This window comes from Promicromonospora kroppenstedtii, assembly GCF_044389675.1.
GTDB classification, from domain to species: Bacteria; Actinomycetota; Actinomycetes; order Actinomycetales; family Cellulomonadaceae; genus Promicromonospora; species Promicromonospora kroppenstedtii.
This window is the reverse complement of the sequence record NZ_JBIRYI010000010.1, coordinates 255664-270571: the sequence shown is the minus strand read 5'-3', so window position 1 is coordinate 270571 and position 14908 is coordinate 255664. Positions and strand designations below refer to the sequence as shown.

Here is a 14908-nt window from a genome sequence, read left to right as displayed (position 1 = left end):
CGTGGCGACCGCCCGCACCCGTGACCTGCGCGGGCACGTCGCCGCGATCGTGCCCACGGCGTTCGTCGTGGTCGCGTTCCTGCTGCCCCTGATCGGGCTCCTCCTGCTCAGCCTGCGCCCCACCGACACGATGAACAACGTGCTGCCCGGGTTCACCGGCGCGCAGTACGCCGAGGTGTTCGGCACGTCCTACCTGTGGGGCTCCGTGGTCGAGAGCCTCTGGCTCGCCGTCCGGGTGAGCCTGACGTGCCTCGTGCTGGCGTTCCCGCTCGCCTGGTACCTCGCGCGCTCGACGTCGCCCGTTGGCAGGTCCCTGGTCTTCGTCATCACGCTGTCGCCGCTGCTGACCAGCGAGGTCGTGCGGTCCTTCGGCTGGCGCGTCGTCATGTCCGGCGAGGGGCCCGTCAACGTGACCCTCCAGGCGCTCGGGCTGGTCGACGAGTCCCTGCCGCTGCTGCGCTCGCCGTGGACGGTGTTCCTCGCCGTCGTGCACGTGCTGCTGCCGTTCGCGGTGCTGGCCCTGTCCGCCTCGCTCGGCGCCATCGACAACCGCCTGCTGCAGGCGTCGGCCGACCTGGGCGCGGGCGCGCTGCGCACCTTCCGGTCCGTGGTGCTGCCACTGGCCACACCGGGCATCGTGGCCGCCACCGTCATCGTCTTCTCGCTGAGCATGGGCGTGTACGTGACGCCCTTGCTCGTGGGCGGCGCCAACCAGCCCCTGGCCGGGCTGCGCATCCAGACCGAGGCCATGGTCGCGTTCGACCAGCCCCGCGCCGCCGCGCTGAGCTTCGTGCTGCTGGCCGTCACGCTCGCGGTCTGCGGGCTCGTGGGGCTGGCCGGCCGCCTCGCCGAGAGGGGTCGTCGTGCCTGACCGTCCTGTTCCGAACAGCGCCGGACGCGCCCGCGCCCGCCGTGCGCTGACGCTGGTGCCCGTGGTGCTCGTCTGCGCGTTCCTGCTGCTCCCACTCCTCGTGGTGGCGCTCAGCTCGTTCAACGCCGCGAACAACTTCCGGTTCCCGCCGTCGAGCCTGAGCCTGCGCTGGTACGCCGAGGTGTTCGGCTCCGCGCAGTGGCTCGACGCCCTGGGCTACTCGCTGCGGCTCGCCGTGCTGGTCGTGCCGGTCGTCGTCGTGCTCGGCACGCTCGGCGGGTACGCCGTCGGCGCCGGCAGCTTCCCCGGGCGGCGAGCGCTCGGCCTGCTGTTCCTGTCCCCCATGGCCGTGCCCGGCGTGATGGTCGGTCTGGCGCTGCTCTACCAGCTCCAGCGCACCGGCCTGGTCGGCTCGGCGCAGGGGCTGTGGCTCGCGCACCTGGTGGTGACGTTCCCGTTCTGCGTGCGGGTCGTCGCGGTCAGCGCCGCGGCGCTCGACCCGGCGCTGCCGCGCGCCGCGCGCTCGCTCGGGGCGTCGCCGCTGCGCACGTTCCTCACGGTCACCGTGCCGCTGATGCGGCCGGGCATCGTCGCCGGGGCGTTCCTCGGCGCCGTCATCTCGCTGGGCGAGGTCGCGGTGTCCGTGCTCGTGGCGGGCGCCGGCGAGGCCACCGTGCCCGTGCGCATCTACTCCGCGGTGCAGGTCCAGCTCGAACCCACCGTCGCGGCCGTCTCGACGCTCCTGCTGCTGGTCAGCGTCGTGACCATCGCCGTGCTCGACCGCACCATCCACGTCTCGAGGTTCCTGTGACACTCCCCCAGGCCGGCCGCCGCTGGCGCATCGGCATCGACGTCGGCGGCACGTTCACCGACCTGGTCGCCGTCCCCGGTGACGGCACCTCCTGGTCGCTGGCCGACGCCATCACGCACAAGGTGCCCAGCACCCCGCACGACCCCTCCGAGGGCGTCGAGACGGGTCTGGCCCAGCTCCTGGAGCGCGGGATCGCCGCCCGGGACGTCGCCGCTGTCGCGCACGGCACCACGATCGGCCTGAACGCGATCCTGCAGGGCCGCGTGGCCCGGGCCGCGCTGGTGACGAGCGCGGGCCACCGGGACGTGCTGCAGATCGCGCGCGCCCGCATGCCGCGTTCGTTCGACCTGCACGCCACGCCCGGGCGGCCCATCGTGCCGCGCGAGCACGTGCTGGAGGTGGCGCACCGGTTCGCCGCGGACGGCGCCGTCGTCGGCACGCCGGGTGCCGGCGGCGTGGACGACGCCGAGCTGGCCCGGCTCGTGGAGCGCCTCACGGAGCTCGCGCCCGAGGTCGTGGCCGTGAGCCTGGTGGGCGGGTACGCGGCACGCGAGGCCGAGCAGCACCTGGCCGACCGGCTGGCGGATGCCCTGAGCATCCCGGTGACGTCGGCGGCCGCTGTCTGGCCTGAGGCCGGCGAGTACGAGCGCACCACGCTCGCCCTGCTGGACGCGCAGATCACGCCACTGATGACCGGCTACTTCACGGCGCTCCGCGAGCGCCTGCACCGCCTGCGGGTCGACGCCCGGGTGTACATCACGACGTCGAACGGCGGCTCGGTGTCCATCGAGTCGGCGATGCGCCGGCCCGTGCAGACGGTGCTGTCGGGGCCGGCCGGCGGGGTGTCCGCCGCCGCGACGGCGTGGCCCGGCACGGACATGGTCACCGTGGACATGGGCGGCACCAGCAGCGACATCGGTGTGCTGCGCGGGGGCCGACCCGTGCTCACGACGACGGCGACCGTGGGGCCGCACCCGCTGATGACGCCCGTCGTCGAGGTGTCGGCGATCGGCGCGGGCGGCGGCTCGGTGATCAGCGCCGACGGGTCCGGCTCCCGGCCCGTGCTCCGGGTGGGCCCGGCCAGCGTGGGCGCCGTGCCCGGGCCGGCCGCCTACGGTGCGGGCGGCACGCACCCCGCGCTGACCGACGCGTACGTGCACGCCGGGGTGATCGACCCGGCCACGTTCCTGGGCGGCACGTTCCCGCTGCGCGCGGACCTCGCGACGTCGGCGCTGGCCGAGGTCGCGGCGGACCTGGGCGAGGGTCCGGCCGAGGACGCGTCGGGGCCCGACGGCGTGGTCGACGCCGCGCTGCGGGTCGCGTCGGTCGGCATGGCCGCGCGCCTGCGGACCGTCCTGGCCGCGCACGGCGAGGTGCCCGAGCGGTACACGTTCGTCGCGTTCGGCGGCGCCGGGGGCACGCACGCAGCCCTGCTGGCCGACGAGGTCGGCGTCCGCCGCGTGCTGGTGCCCGCGGCCGCCGGCACGTTCTGCGCGCTCGGCGCGGCGATCGCCCCGATCCGCCGCGACGTGGCGCGCACGGTACGCACCGTGGTGGCCGAGCGGAACCTGGAAGCGCTGACGACGTCGGCCACGGAGCTGGAGCGCGAGGTGCTCGACTGGCTGCGCACGCAGGACGTCGCGGCGACCGGCACCGTGACGCTGAGCGCCGACCTCCGGTACGCGGGCCAGCCGACGACGCTGGAGGTCGTGCTGGCCGAGCGTTCGACCGAGGTGGGCCCGGCGGAGCCGCTGCGCCTCACGGTCGAGCCGGTGCTGCGGCGGTTCGCCGAGCAGCACGAGAAGGTGCACGGGTTCACCGACGCGACCGCGGCCGTCCGCGCCGAGACGCTGCGCGCGAGCGTGAGCGTGCGCCTGGGCGAGGTGCGGTCCGGGCACGGCGGCGCGGCGTTCGTGAAGACCGGCGCGCGCGACGTCCGCTACGACGGGACGCCGCGCCCGGCGAGCGTGCACGCCCTGGCGGAGGACGGCGAGGCGTCGGTGACCGGCCCCGCCGTGATCGAGAAGGCGGACACGACGGTGCTCGTGCCGGCCGGGTGGACGGCGACGAGCGACGACGGCGGGAACCTGCACCTGGTGCGGGGCACTGCCCATGCCGCCGGGAACGCCGCCGAGAACGAGGAGGGCTGAGCCGTGCTGACGACGGTCGAGAAGGACGTCGCCCACACGCGGCTGCAGGCCGCGGTCGAGGAGATGTGCCTGACCCTGCGGCGGGCGAGCCGCAGCCTGTACGTGCGCGACGCCGCGGACTTCGCGTGCGCCGTGGCCGACCTGTCGGGCCGGTTCGTGGCGTACCCGCAGGACGTGGGTGTCTCGGGCTTCGTTGGCCTGGACCTGACGCCCGCGATCGAGGCGGCGACGGTGCACGGCCCGCTGGCCCCGGGCGACGTCCTGCTGACGAACGACCCGTACCTCTCGGGCGGGCTGTCGACGCACCTGCCGGACGTGCACGCGATCGCGCCGTTCTTCGACGGCGACGAGCTGGTCGGCTACGGCTGGGCATTCGTCCACGTGTCCGACGTCGGCGGGCGCGTGCCCTCGTCCGTGAGCGTGCTGAACGACTCCGTGTTCGCCGAGGGGCTGCGCATCCCGCCCCTGCGGTACGTGCGGGCCGGGACCGTGGTGCCCGAGGTCGAGGCGATCCTCGCGGCCAATTCCCGCACGCCCGAGGCCAACCGCGGCGACCTGCACGCCATGCTCGCGGCGCTGGACACCGGGCGTAGGCGGGTCGGCGAGCTCACCGCCGACCTGGGCCCGGCCGGATTCGCCGACGTCGGCATGTTCGCGCGCGAGCAGAGTGCCGCCCGCGCCCGCAGCGCCCTGCGCACCCTGGCGGACGGCACCTACCGCTTCGAGGACTACCTCGACAACGACGGCGTCAGCTCGGTGCCGCTGCGCGTGGTCGTCACCGCCACGGTCGACGACGGCGCCGTGCACCTCGACCTGACCGGCACCGACCCGCAGGTCGAGGCCGCGCTGAACATGGTGACGTTCGGGCGCGCGCACTCCTGGGTCGTCACGCGGATCTTCGCGCTGATCGGCACGCTCGACCCGGCCGTGCCCCTCAACGGCGGGCTCATGGACGTCATCGGTTTCACCGCGCCCGAGGGCACGCTGCTCAACGCGACCGGCACCGCCGCGACGGGCGTGCGGCACGCGACGACCTCGCGGGTCAACGACGTCGTGTCCGGGGCGCTGGTCCAGGCCGCGCCCGAGGTGCTGCCCGCGGCGTCGAGCGGGCTCGTCGTGCCGGTCGTGTTCGCGGCCGGCGATGGTTCGCGGGTCGACGTCGTCGAGCCGATGGTCGGCGGCACGGGCGCCCGGTTCGGGGCCGACGGCGCCGACGGGCGCGACTCCGGCATCTCCAACCTGTCCAACAACCCGGTCGAGACCGTCGAGGCGAACGTGAGCGTGCGCGTGCTGCGTTACGCCTTGCGGACCGACTCGGGCGGCGCCGGACGCTGGCGCGGCGGCTCCGGCCTGGAGCTCGAGTTCGAGGCCCTGACCGACGGCGGGCTGCTGGCGCGTGGGCTGGAGCGCCTGCGGTTCCGGCCCTGGGGCTTCGCGGGCGGACGCCCCGGCGCGCTCACCGAGCTCGTGGTCAACGAGGGGCGACCCGACGAGCGCCGGCTGTCCGTCGTCGACGTGCACGCGCTGCGGGCGGGCGACCGCGTGGTGCTGCGCACGTCCGGCGCAGGCGGGTACGGGGACCCGCTGGACCGCGCGGAGTCGGCCGTGCTGGCCGACGTCGCGGCGGGGCTCGTCACGGTGGAGGCCGCGCTGGAGGCGTACGGGGTGGTCGTGCGGGACGGTGCGGTGGATGCCGCCGCGACCGCGGCGGAACGGACACGGCGTTCCGCTTCCGCGGAACGGACGCACTCGCTCGGTCCCGAGCGCGAGCGCTGGGAGCGGGTGTTCCCGTCCGCGCTCGCCGACCAGCTCGACGCCTACCTGCGCACTCTCCCCACGGCGACGCGCGCGGCGCGCCGCCGCGAGGTGCTCGGCGGGGTCCTCGCCGGGCTGCCCGACCGGTTCCCGGGCGTCGCCGCGTCCGAGGAGAAGCTCGTCGCGGCCGAGCAGGCGTTCGCCGAGGCGGTTGCGGCCGTCACCGGTGCCGGGGCCGTTCCGGCGCACACGACCCCGTGAGCGACCGGGAGCCGGCGCCGTTCGATGCCGTGATCGTCGGCGGCGGCCCGCGGGCCGTCGCCGTGATCGCCCGGCTCGCCGCCCGACGTCGGCCGGACGCGCCCTGGGGCTCCGCTCCGGACGACACCCTGCGTGCGCTGCGCGTCGCCGTCGTCGACCGGGTCGAGGTCGGCGCCGGGGCGACCTGGCGCACCGACCAGTCGCCGCTGCTGCTGAACAACACGTGGGCGGCGCGCACCACCGTGCACGCCGACGCCACGACGCCGATGACCGGGCCTGTCGTGACCGGGCCGGACCTCGTCGACTGGGCACGCGCCGAGCCGGGAACCGCCTGGGCCCGGGACGAGGCCCGCGACCTCGGCCCGGGCTCGTACCCGACGCGGCGGCTCCAGGGCGCCTACTACCTGGACCAGCTCGACGAGGCCGCGCGCCGCGGGAGCATCGAGGTGGTGCCGGTGCACGGCACGGTCGTGGACGTGCGCACGCCCCGGGCCGGGCTGCGGGAGGTCGTGCTCGCCCCGGGGGCGGGGCCCGCGACCCTGACGGCCCCCGTCGTCGTCCTCGCGCAGGGCATGATCCAGGCCCGCCGCTCCCCGCAGACCGAACGGTTCACGGACGCCGCCCGGGCACACCGCCTGGTCTACGTCGAACCGGGCATGCCCGCCGAGCGGGACTGGGCTGCTGTGCCCGCGGGCGAGGACGTGCTGGTCGCCGGGCTCGGCGCCAACTTCTTCGACGTGCTCGCGGTGCTCACGGTCGGCCGCGGCGGCCGGTTCGTCGACGCGCGCACCGGCCTGCCGACCGACGTGTCCGGCCGGCCCTGCGACGACGGCGGAGCCGACGGGCCGCACGCGGGCGACACCCTGCGCTACGTGCCGAGCGGCGCCGAGCCGCACCTGCTCGCGGGGTCGCGGCGCGGGCTGCCGTACCGGGGCAAGGGAGCACTCGCCGACGGACTGCCCGCGCCTTACGAGGCGCGGATCGCGACCCGCGAACGCTTCGCGGCCCTGGTCGAGCGCGCGGCCGGGCGCCCCGTACTGGACCTGGCGCGCGACGTCTGGCCGCTGCTGTCGGCCGAGCTGGTGCTCGCGCACCTGACCGCGCTGGCCGGGCACCGCCCGTCGGCCCTGCGCGAGGGTCTGACGCCCGACGTGCTCGCCCGGCGGCTCGATGCAGCCGAGGACCCCGTTCGTGAGGCCGCTGCCCTGGTCCGAGACGCTGCCGACGCCGTCGACCCCGCCCGCGCCGACCGGCCGCCGCGCGTCTCCCCCGCCGACTGGTCCGCCTGGGTCGAGGGCTGGGTCCGCGCCGAGCAGGAGTCGGTCGCGTCCCCGCTCACGTCGCCGCGCGCCCGCGTCAACCAGGCCATGGAGACGCTGCGGGGCGAGGTCGCACGGCTGACCCGGGCCGGCGTCGTCGACGGGGCGTCCCTGGAAGCGTTCGGCGAAGGCGTGCTCGTCCCCCTCGGACTGGCACTGGCCTCGGGGCCGCCCCCGCGCCGCACGGCCCAGCTCCTCGCGCTCGTGCGGGCGGGGGTGGTCGAGCTGCTGGGCGAGGACACCCGGATCGACGTCGAGGACGGCGCGTTCGTCGCCCGCAGCCGCGTCCGCGACGCCGTGCGGACCCGGGCACTGATCGAGACCCGGATGCACCGGGGCGCCGTGAGCCCCACCGACGACCCGCTGCTGCGCGCGCTCCTCGACTCCGGCCGGGCGCGCCGGCACCCGCTGCCGACGGCGGCGGGCGGCACAGTCTCCTCGGAGAGCCTGGACGTGACCCGGGATGGCTGCGAGCTCGTCGATGCCGCGGGCGCCGCCGACGACCGCGTCGTCGTGCTCGGTATCCCCGCCGAGGCCGTGCAGCGCGGCTCCGCGATCGGGGCGAGCCCGGGCGTGCCGTCCCCCCTGCTCGCGGGGGCTGACGTCGCGGCGGCCCGGATCCTCGGCGTCGTGGTGCCCGAGGCCGGCCCGTCGGGGCAGTCCTAGCCGCTCGCCTCCAGCGGACGCACCTGGCTCGGGGGGTAGCCGAAGCGTCGGCGGAATGCCCGTCCGAAGGACCCCGGGTCGAGGAATCCGGAGCGCTGGCACGCCGTCTGCACGGCGTGCCCCCGTTCCAGCATGCTGTGCGCGAAGTCGAGCCGGATCCGCCGCACCTCGGACGCGGGCGACCGCCCGACGTCCGCGAACAGGGCCTGGAGCGATCGCACCGAGACGTGCGCCTCGGTGGCAAGGTCGGCCACGGAGAACAGGGGGTCCGCGAACCGCTCGTGGATGATCGCGTACAGCCCGTCGCGAAGCGCGGCGCGCGACCGGAGCGGAGCGGACGTCGGCACCGCGTCGCGCAGGCGTCTCTCGGCCCGGTGCCGCACGGCGTCGGAGGCGGTGGGCGTGAAGCTCAGAACGGTCGCGCCCGTGTCATGGAGCCTTCTCGTCGACCAGTGCACCGGGCGCGGGTCTCCCGCACGCGTCATGAACCATTCCTGGCCTTGATGCTCCATTCCGCGCGCGCAGATGATCGGGCAATCCTCGGGTGGATAAGAGGTCCCGTCGGGCCGGTTGCGGTGGAGGAGCTCGTGACTCGGACCACCGACCAGATCGAGTTCGTTCCGGTAGCCGAGAAAGGAGACCGCCGCCCGGTTCGCGACGACCACGGATCCCTCAGGTCCGATGACCCACAACGGGACGGGGGCCTCGCTGACCACGTCAGCGAGCAGCAGCCGGTCCGCGACGTGCTCGGCGGTGGGTGTCATCGGGTGGTGCGCCATTCCGGCCATCGGCTCCTCCGTTCTCCCGGGGACCGTACGCGCAGGGCGATCCCGCATTCGTTGCGCAAGCGTTTCGCGCTCGTAAAAGGGCGCCGCTGCTTCGCTTTCTGCGCATTGCCTCTCGCAAACGGCCTAGGACGAGCGGCGCCTGTTCGGTGAGGTGGAGGCACACGGGCGGTACCCGGCCGCCCCCTTCCGACCGGAGATCAGATGACCACCTGGAACAGCACGCGCGAGGCAGCGACGCAGGACGTCCGCGCATCCCTGCGCAGGTCAGGAAAGACCTGGGCCGAGATCGCCGAGCAGGTCGACCGGCCCCTGCTGTGGACCGTCGCCGCGCTCCTGGGCTCGCACCCCGTCCCCGCCGACGTCGCCGAGGCGGTCGGCCGGCTGCTCGAGCTCGACGCGGACACCGTCGTCGCCCTCCAGGAGCAGCCGTACCGCCTCAACGGCGACTCCCTCCGGGCGGACCCGACGATCTACCGCTTCTACGAGCTCCTGGACGTCTACGGCCCGGCCCTGAAGGAGGCGATCCACGAGGAGTTCGGCGACGGGATCATGAGCGCGATCAACTGCAACGTCGAGATCTCCCGCCGCGAGGACCCGGACGGGGACCGCGTCCGCGTCGTCATCGACGGCAAGTTCCTGAAGTACCAGTGGTGAACCAGACCCCGATACGGAGCCCCCTCATGTCTTACGTCGCCCCCAAGGACTTCGCGATCCGGATGGTCGACGCCGGCCAGTCCAAAGCGCTGATGTCCACCCGGGACACCTTCATCCGCGCCTACATGGCGGGCGCGATCCTCGCCCTGGCCGCGGCCTTCGCCGTCACGATCAGCGTGCAGACCGGCCAGCCGCTCGTGGGTGCCGTCCTGTTCCCGGTCGGCTTCTGCATGCTGTACCTGCTCGGCTTCGACCTGCTGACCGGAGTGTTCACCCTCGTTCCCCTCGCGTGGCTGGACAAGCGCCCCGGCGTGACGGGCGCGGCGGTGCTCCGCAACTGGGGGCTCGTCTTCCTGGGGAACTTCGCCGGGGCGCTGACGACCGCCCTGCTCATGGCCGTCGTCTTCACCTATGGCTTCTCCAGCCCGCCGAGCGAGGTCGGCCAGGCGATCGGGGTGATCGGTGAGGGCAGGACCGTGGGCTATGCGGAGCACGGTATGGCCGGCATGCTCACCCTCTTCGTGCGCGGGGTGCTGTGCAACTGGATGGTCTCGACCGGCGTCGTCGGCGCCATGATGTCCGACAGCCTCCCGGGCAAGGTCATCGCGATGTGGATGCCGATCATGGTGTTCTTCTACATGGGTTTCGAGCACTCCGTCGTGAACATGTTCCTCTTCCCGATCGGGCTCATGCTCGGCGGCGACTTCACGATCGGCGACTACCTGCTCTGGAACGAGCTGCCGACCGTGCTCGGCAATCTCGTCGGAGGACTGATGTTCGTCGGGCTCGTGATCTATGGCACGCACCTCAGGACGGCTCCGGCAAGAGTGCTGCGCTAGGAGGTGTGCGGTGGATCCCCGTGACCGCGGGGATCCACCGCCCACGGGCTCAGGCCGTCCCGTCCCGGGCCGCGCGCCGTACCGACTCGTCGTGCTCGGCGTGCGCCCGGTGCAGGAGGTCCATGAGCTCGCTCTCGTCACGGGCCTTCTGGCGGTACTTCTCGCCGAGGTTCTTGATCGTCGTCTCCTCCTCGCACAGCGCGGCGTAGACCCGGATGCGCTCGGCGTGGTCCGCCGTGTAGCCGAGGTCCAGGTACTCGCTCGCGTGGCGGCGCGCGTTCGCGATGGCGGTCTGCGCCCGCCCCGCCTTGCTCCACAGCGACGCGACCACGGTCACGACGATCACCCCGATGATGACGGTCAGGGACAGCCCGGTGCTGATCTCGAAGACCGGCACCGGCTCGCCGCCGTTGATGAACGGCACGTTGTTCTCGTGCAGCGCGTGGAGCACCAGCTTGACCCCGATGAAGGCCAGGATGACGGCCAGCCCGTACGAGAGGTAGATGAGGCGGTCGAGCAGGCCGTCCAGCAGGAAGTAGAGCTGGCGCAGGCCGAGCAGCGAGAACGCGGTGGCGGTGAACACGATGTACACGTCCTGCGTCAGGCCGAAGATCGCGGGGATCGAGTCGAGCGCGAACAGCAGGTCCGTACCGCCGATCGCGACCATGACCAGGAGCATCGGGGTCAGCGCCCGCTTGCCGTCGTGGATCGTGAACAGCTTGTCGCCGTCGTAGTCCGGGCTCGTGTGGAACAGCCTCCGGGCGATCCGCACGGCGATGTTCTCGTCGTGCCGCGACTCCGAGCTCTCCGGCTTGAGCATGTTGCCGGCCGTGACCAGCAGGATCAGGCCGAAGATGTAGAACACCCAGGCGAACGAGTTGATGAGGGCGGCGCCCAGGAAGATGAAGCCGGTGCGCGCGGCCAGGGAGAACGTGATGCCGAACAGCAGCACCTTCTGCTGGTCCTCCCGTGGCACGCGGAAGCTCGTCATGATGATGAGGAACACGAAGAGGTTGTCGACCGACAGCGCCTTCTCCGTGATGTAGCCGGAGAAGTACTCGGACCCCGCGGCGCCGCCGCCCAGCACCAGCACACCGACCCCGAACAGCAGCGCGATGCCGACGTAGATCGAGGACCAGACCGCGGCCTCTTTCAGCTCCGGGACGTGCGCCTTGCGGACATGGAAGAAGTAGTCGAAGAGGAGGAGCAGCACGATCGCGGCGATCGTGAGCGTCCAGACGAGCGGCGTGACTTCCATGCGGCCTGCTTTCCGGTCGAGGGACGCGGCCGCCCGTTGCCCGCGACAGGTTCGGGCGACGAGGTGGGCAGTGTCCGGACGAGGCGAGGCCTAAGAGGTTACTAGCCGGGCGCGGCCGGTTCTCGTCGAATGCATGAATCCGACCGCGGCGACGTCCGTGTCAGACACGGGTGGTACTCCTGGGACGTGACCCGAGCACCGATGATGACCGAAGCACACGGCGACCTGCTGGCGGCGGACGCCGACGCCCTCGTGAACGCCGTGAACACCGTGGGCGTCATGGGCAAGGGCATCGCACTGCAGTTCCGCCGCGCCTACCCCGAGATGTACGACGCGTACGTCCGTGCGTGCAGGGCGGGCGAGGTCGCCGTCGGGCGGATGCACGTCTGGGCGACGGGAGCGGCGACCGGGCCGAGGTACGTCGTGAACTTCCCGACGAAGAAGCACTGGCGGTCGGGGTCTCAGCTCGCGTACATCGACGACGGCCTGGTGGATCTCGTTCGCGTGATCCAGGAGCACCGGATCGGGTCGATCGCGATCCCGCCGCTCGGCGCGGGCCACGGCGGGCTGGACTGGGCCGAGGTGCGCCCGCGGATCGAGGCAGCGCTCAGCGAGCTGGTCGACGTCGAGGTGCGGCTCTATGTTCCCGAGGTGCGGCCCTCGCGGGAGCCGTGACCGCCTTCACCGGGCCCGGGTCGAGGAGACGACCCGCCCGTCGCCGTGGACCACGCGGGGGACCCGGCTGCCGCGCCCGGGCCATCCCTCGACTGCCGCGGCAAAGCACCGAATTCCACCGATCCTCGTAGTCGAAGAGTCTCGGCAGTGAGGCGGGCCCGAAGTTCGTCATGCTCCGCGCCGAGCGCCGCCCGCGGATCACTCCAGTGCTCGACCAGGTACAACCAGACCGGCTGCCGACGACGTCTGCGAGTTTGCCTGATTGGTCGCTGTGGCGAGCGCTTGGAGCGGCGTCTGATACGTCTGCGCGCGTGTTTCGGTTGCTTCCGAAGCATATTGCCGGCCAGGGCGCCCAGCTCTTAGGTTCGGCTCGTTCCGCGCAGCGCTGGGCACTGTGCCCGGTGAACCCGGCGTGGAGCAGGGAGGAATTCAGATGACACTCCGGAAGCGCTGGTTTGTCACGCTCCTGGGTGCACTGACGTCGCTTCTTTGCGTCGTTGGCGGAACCCAGGCGGCGCAGGCGCACGACGACCGAGACCTCACCACCGAACACGGCGACTACGTCTCCGACGCGAGCACGGACGAGATGGCTCCCGCAGCACGGGCGTCCGCAGGTGCGGCCCAGACGGCACCCGCTGTCAACGCAACTGCAGCGACACCGCGCGGGGCAGCCGATTGGAACGATTGCACACCCGGAAGAATCTGCGTGTGGACACTGACCAACGCCAATGGTTCTCGCGCCGAATTGGGTGCGGTCTCGCCTGGGTCTTGCGCACCCCTCGCCTCGGCAAGGAAATCGGTCTGGAATCGCACGTCAGTCACACAACGCCTTTGGACGAATTCGAACTGCACCGGAATTTCGAGGGTGGTCGAACCTGGAATACTGATCGGCAACACATTCGTCTCCCACAATTCCGTTGGCGGTTATCCATAAACCGACCCACGATGCCCGGCCGGATCAACCGACGACGAAGGCCTCCGGTAGTGGAGTGGAGATGTCGAGCAACCACATCCACCACCGGAGGCCTTCGCGTACCACGCCAGCACCCAGCGACCGAACCGCCACCACAACAGGCACCCTGGCCAGCACCCCGCCGCCACCCAGGGTTCACCCCTACTCCCCCACCGGGAAGATCGTCTCGCGGTCGGACGACGCCACCACCTCCCTCTTGTTTGGATGGCCGTCATGAGCGCACCCGACACGGCCCTCGCGGCCCCTACCCCGACAAGCACCCGGCCGCGCTGGCGGTTCATCGACTCGCTGCGCGGTTTCGCCGTGTTCGGCATCCTGCTGGTCAACGCGGTGGACATCACCCGGCTCGGCATGGCCCGCGTGATGGAGGGCGGCGCCCCCGTCGACGACCCCGTGCTCGATGCGCTCTACCTGACCGTGCAGACCCGGTTCGTGCCCATCTTCGTCTTCCTGTTCGGCATGAGCCTCTGGATCGTGCTCGACGGCGCCCGCGCCCGCTCCTCGCGGCCGGTCCTCGTGCTGGTGCGGCGCCTCGTCGCGCTGTCGGTCATCGGTGGGCTGCTGATGATCGCCTACCCCGGCAACGTGCTGATCGAGTACGGCGTCGTGGGCCTGCTGATGCTGCCCGTCGTGGCGTTCGCGCCCCGCTGGGCCACCCTGGCCGGCGGCGCAGCGCTCACGATCGTGGCCTACGCGATGTTCGGCGGCGGGCTCCCCTCCGTGCCGGGCCTCATCCTGCTCGGCGCGGGCGCCACCGCCTACGGCCTGCCCAAGGCACTGGAGTCCTCCGGCCGCGTGGTCGGCATCGTGTTCGCCGCCGCGGCCGTGCTGACGGTGCCGGCCCTGGTCTGGCAGCTCAGCACGCCCGGCGGCGACCCGCGCTTCTCGACGGCGGGCTCCGTGGCCGGCCTGGTCATGGCCGTGCTGTACACCACGGGCCTGGCCCTGCTGTGGCGCACCCCCGCTCGCCGGGTGATCGCCGCGGTCTTCGAGCCGCTGGGCCGGATGGCCCTGACCAACTACGTGGGCGCGGCGATCGTCGTGGCGCTGGCCGCGCTCGTCGTCGACTTCGGCCACATGACCAGCGCGGCGCCCGTCGTGATCATGGCCGTGGTGCTGATCGCGGTGCAGTCGGTCCTCAGCCGACTGTGGCTGAGGCACTTCGTCTACGGGCCCGTGGAGTGGCTGTGGCGCACGGCGACCTGGCTGCGGCCGGCAACCATGCGCCGCCGCGTCGCCGTGACAGAATAGCCATAGGCAAACACCTAAAGGGTGTAGGCTGGTCGCATGGCCCGCGCACCCCTGACCCCGGACACGGTGATCGCCGAGGCGACGGCACTGGCCGACGAGAGCGGGCTGGAGGCCGTCACGCTCTCGGCGGTCGCCCGCCGCCTCGGCGTCCGCACGCCCAGCCTCTACTCCCACGTGCGCGACCACGCCGCACTGCTGGACGGCGTCAGCGCCGTCGCCCTGGCCGACCTGACGGCCCGCGTCGCCGAGGCGGTCGCGGGCCGGTCGGGCCTCCCCGCGCTCGACGGGCTGGCCCGCGCGCACCGGGCGTTCGCCCGCGAGGCGCCGGGCCGCTGGCAGGCGCTCCAGCGCCGGGCCGGCCCCAGCGTCGTCGCCTCCGACGCCGCGCTGTCGATCGTCGCCCTCACCGACGCCGTCCTGCGCGGCTACGACATCCCGCCGGGCGAGCGCGTGCACGTCACCCGCCTGCTCGGCAGCACCATCAACGGGTACCTCACCCTGGAGCGCATCGGCAGCTTCGACCACTCCGAGCCCAGCCCGGAGACCTCCTGGGACAGGACGATCGTCGCCCTCGACACCCTCCTACGGACGTGGCCCGCCGCCCCGGACCAGCCCACCAAGCACTGACCAAGGAACG

The 14908-nt window shown here is 72.8% G+C and carries 13 protein-coding genes; 11 read left to right on the top strand and 2 right to left on the bottom strand.

What is annotated here, in order from left to right; all coding sequences use genetic code 11:
- Position 1 precedes the first annotated feature (1 nt).
- Genes ACH47X_RS17690 through ACH47X_RS17670 form a run of 5 tightly spaced genes read left to right on the top strand, consistent with a single transcriptional unit; the run spans position 2 to position 7833 of the window.
- Positions 2 to 871, top strand: coding sequence for an ABC transporter permease (locus tag ACH47X_RS17690; protein WP_397405836.1), 870 nt, complete (start codon positions 2 to 4; stop codon positions 869 to 871).
- Complete coding sequence (locus ACH47X_RS17685; protein WP_397405835.1) at positions 864 to 1682, top strand: ABC transporter permease; 819 nt, start codon at positions 864 to 866, stop codon at positions 1680 to 1682. Before ACH47X_RS17690 ends, ACH47X_RS17685 begins: the two co-directional genes overlap by 8 nt.
- The gene (locus ACH47X_RS17680) at positions 1679 to 3832 is read left to right on the top strand and encodes a hydantoinase/oxoprolinase family protein (RefSeq protein WP_397405834.1); all 2154 of its coding nucleotides are present in this window, start codon (positions 1679 to 1681) and stop codon (positions 3830 to 3832) included. The genes ACH47X_RS17685 and ACH47X_RS17680 overlap by 4 nt, the downstream gene beginning before the upstream one ends.
- 3 nt (positions 3833 to 3835) lie before the next feature.
- The gene (locus tag ACH47X_RS17675; RefSeq protein ID WP_397405833.1) at positions 3836 to 5848 is read left to right on the top strand and encodes a hydantoinase B/oxoprolinase family protein; all 2013 of its coding nucleotides are present in this window, start codon (positions 3836 to 3838) and stop codon (positions 5846 to 5848) included.
- Positions 5845 to 7833, top strand: a complete 1989-nt coding sequence (locus tag ACH47X_RS17670; protein ID WP_397405832.1) for an FAD/NAD(P)-binding protein — start codon at positions 5845 to 5847, stop codon at positions 7831 to 7833. The genes ACH47X_RS17675 and ACH47X_RS17670 overlap by 4 nt, the downstream gene beginning before the upstream one ends.
- Here ACH47X_RS17670 and ACH47X_RS17665 read toward each other — a convergent pair.
- Complete coding sequence (locus ACH47X_RS17665; RefSeq protein WP_397405860.1) at positions 7830 to 8597, bottom strand: helix-turn-helix domain-containing protein; 768 nt, start codon at positions 8595 to 8597, stop codon at positions 7830 to 7832. The genes ACH47X_RS17670 and ACH47X_RS17665 overlap by 4 nt on opposite strands.
- Positions 8598 to 8822: 225 nt before the next feature.
- Here ACH47X_RS17665 and cynS point away from each other — a divergent pair, with 225 nt between their 5' ends.
- Both cynS and ACH47X_RS17655 read left to right on the top strand, forming a co-directional pair.
- Positions 8823 to 9275: a cyanase gene (gene cynS / locus ACH47X_RS17660; RefSeq protein ID WP_397405831.1), complete on the top strand. Its 453-nt coding sequence runs from the start codon at positions 8823 to 8825 to the stop codon at positions 9273 to 9275.
- A 26-nt stretch (positions 9276 to 9301) separates the two neighbouring features.
- Positions 9302 to 10114 carry a formate/nitrite transporter family protein gene (locus ACH47X_RS17655; RefSeq protein ID WP_142036038.1) on the top strand — a complete coding sequence of 271 codons (813 nt, stop codon included), beginning with the start codon at positions 9302 to 9304 and terminating at the stop codon, positions 10112 to 10114.
- Positions 10115 to 10163: 49 nt separating this feature from the next.
- Here the strand turns inward: ACH47X_RS17655 and ACH47X_RS17650 are convergent, their stop codons facing one another.
- Positions 10164 to 11372, bottom strand: coding sequence for a TerC family protein (locus tag ACH47X_RS17650; protein ID WP_397405830.1), 1209 nt, complete (start codon positions 11370 to 11372; stop codon positions 10164 to 10166).
- A gap of 186 nt (positions 11373 to 11558) precedes the next feature.
- Here ACH47X_RS17650 and darG point away from each other — a divergent pair, with 186 nt between their 5' ends.
- The 4 genes from darG (at position 11559) to ACH47X_RS17630 (ending at position 14898) form a co-directional block, all read left to right on the top strand.
- The gene (gene darG, locus ACH47X_RS17645) at positions 11559 to 12047 is read left to right on the top strand and encodes a type II toxin-antitoxin system antitoxin DNA ADP-ribosyl glycohydrolase DarG (protein ID WP_397405829.1); all 489 of its coding nucleotides are present in this window, start codon (positions 11559 to 11561) and stop codon (positions 12045 to 12047) included.
- A 433-nt stretch (positions 12048 to 12480) separates the two neighbouring features.
- Complete coding sequence (locus tag ACH47X_RS17640) at positions 12481 to 12981, top strand: peptidase inhibitor family I36 protein (protein WP_397405828.1); 501 nt, start codon at positions 12481 to 12483, stop codon at positions 12979 to 12981.
- A 252-nt stretch (positions 12982 to 13233) separates the two neighbouring features.
- Positions 13234 to 14271: a DUF418 domain-containing protein gene (locus ACH47X_RS17635; RefSeq protein ID WP_397405827.1), complete on the top strand. Its 1038-nt coding sequence runs from the start codon at positions 13234 to 13236 to the stop codon at positions 14269 to 14271.
- Positions 14272 to 14307: 36 nt separating this feature from the next.
- Positions 14308 to 14898, top strand: a complete 591-nt coding sequence (locus tag ACH47X_RS17630) for a TetR/AcrR family transcriptional regulator (protein WP_397405826.1) — start codon at positions 14308 to 14310, stop codon at positions 14896 to 14898.
- The last annotated feature ends 10 nt before the right edge of the window (positions 14899 to 14908 follow it).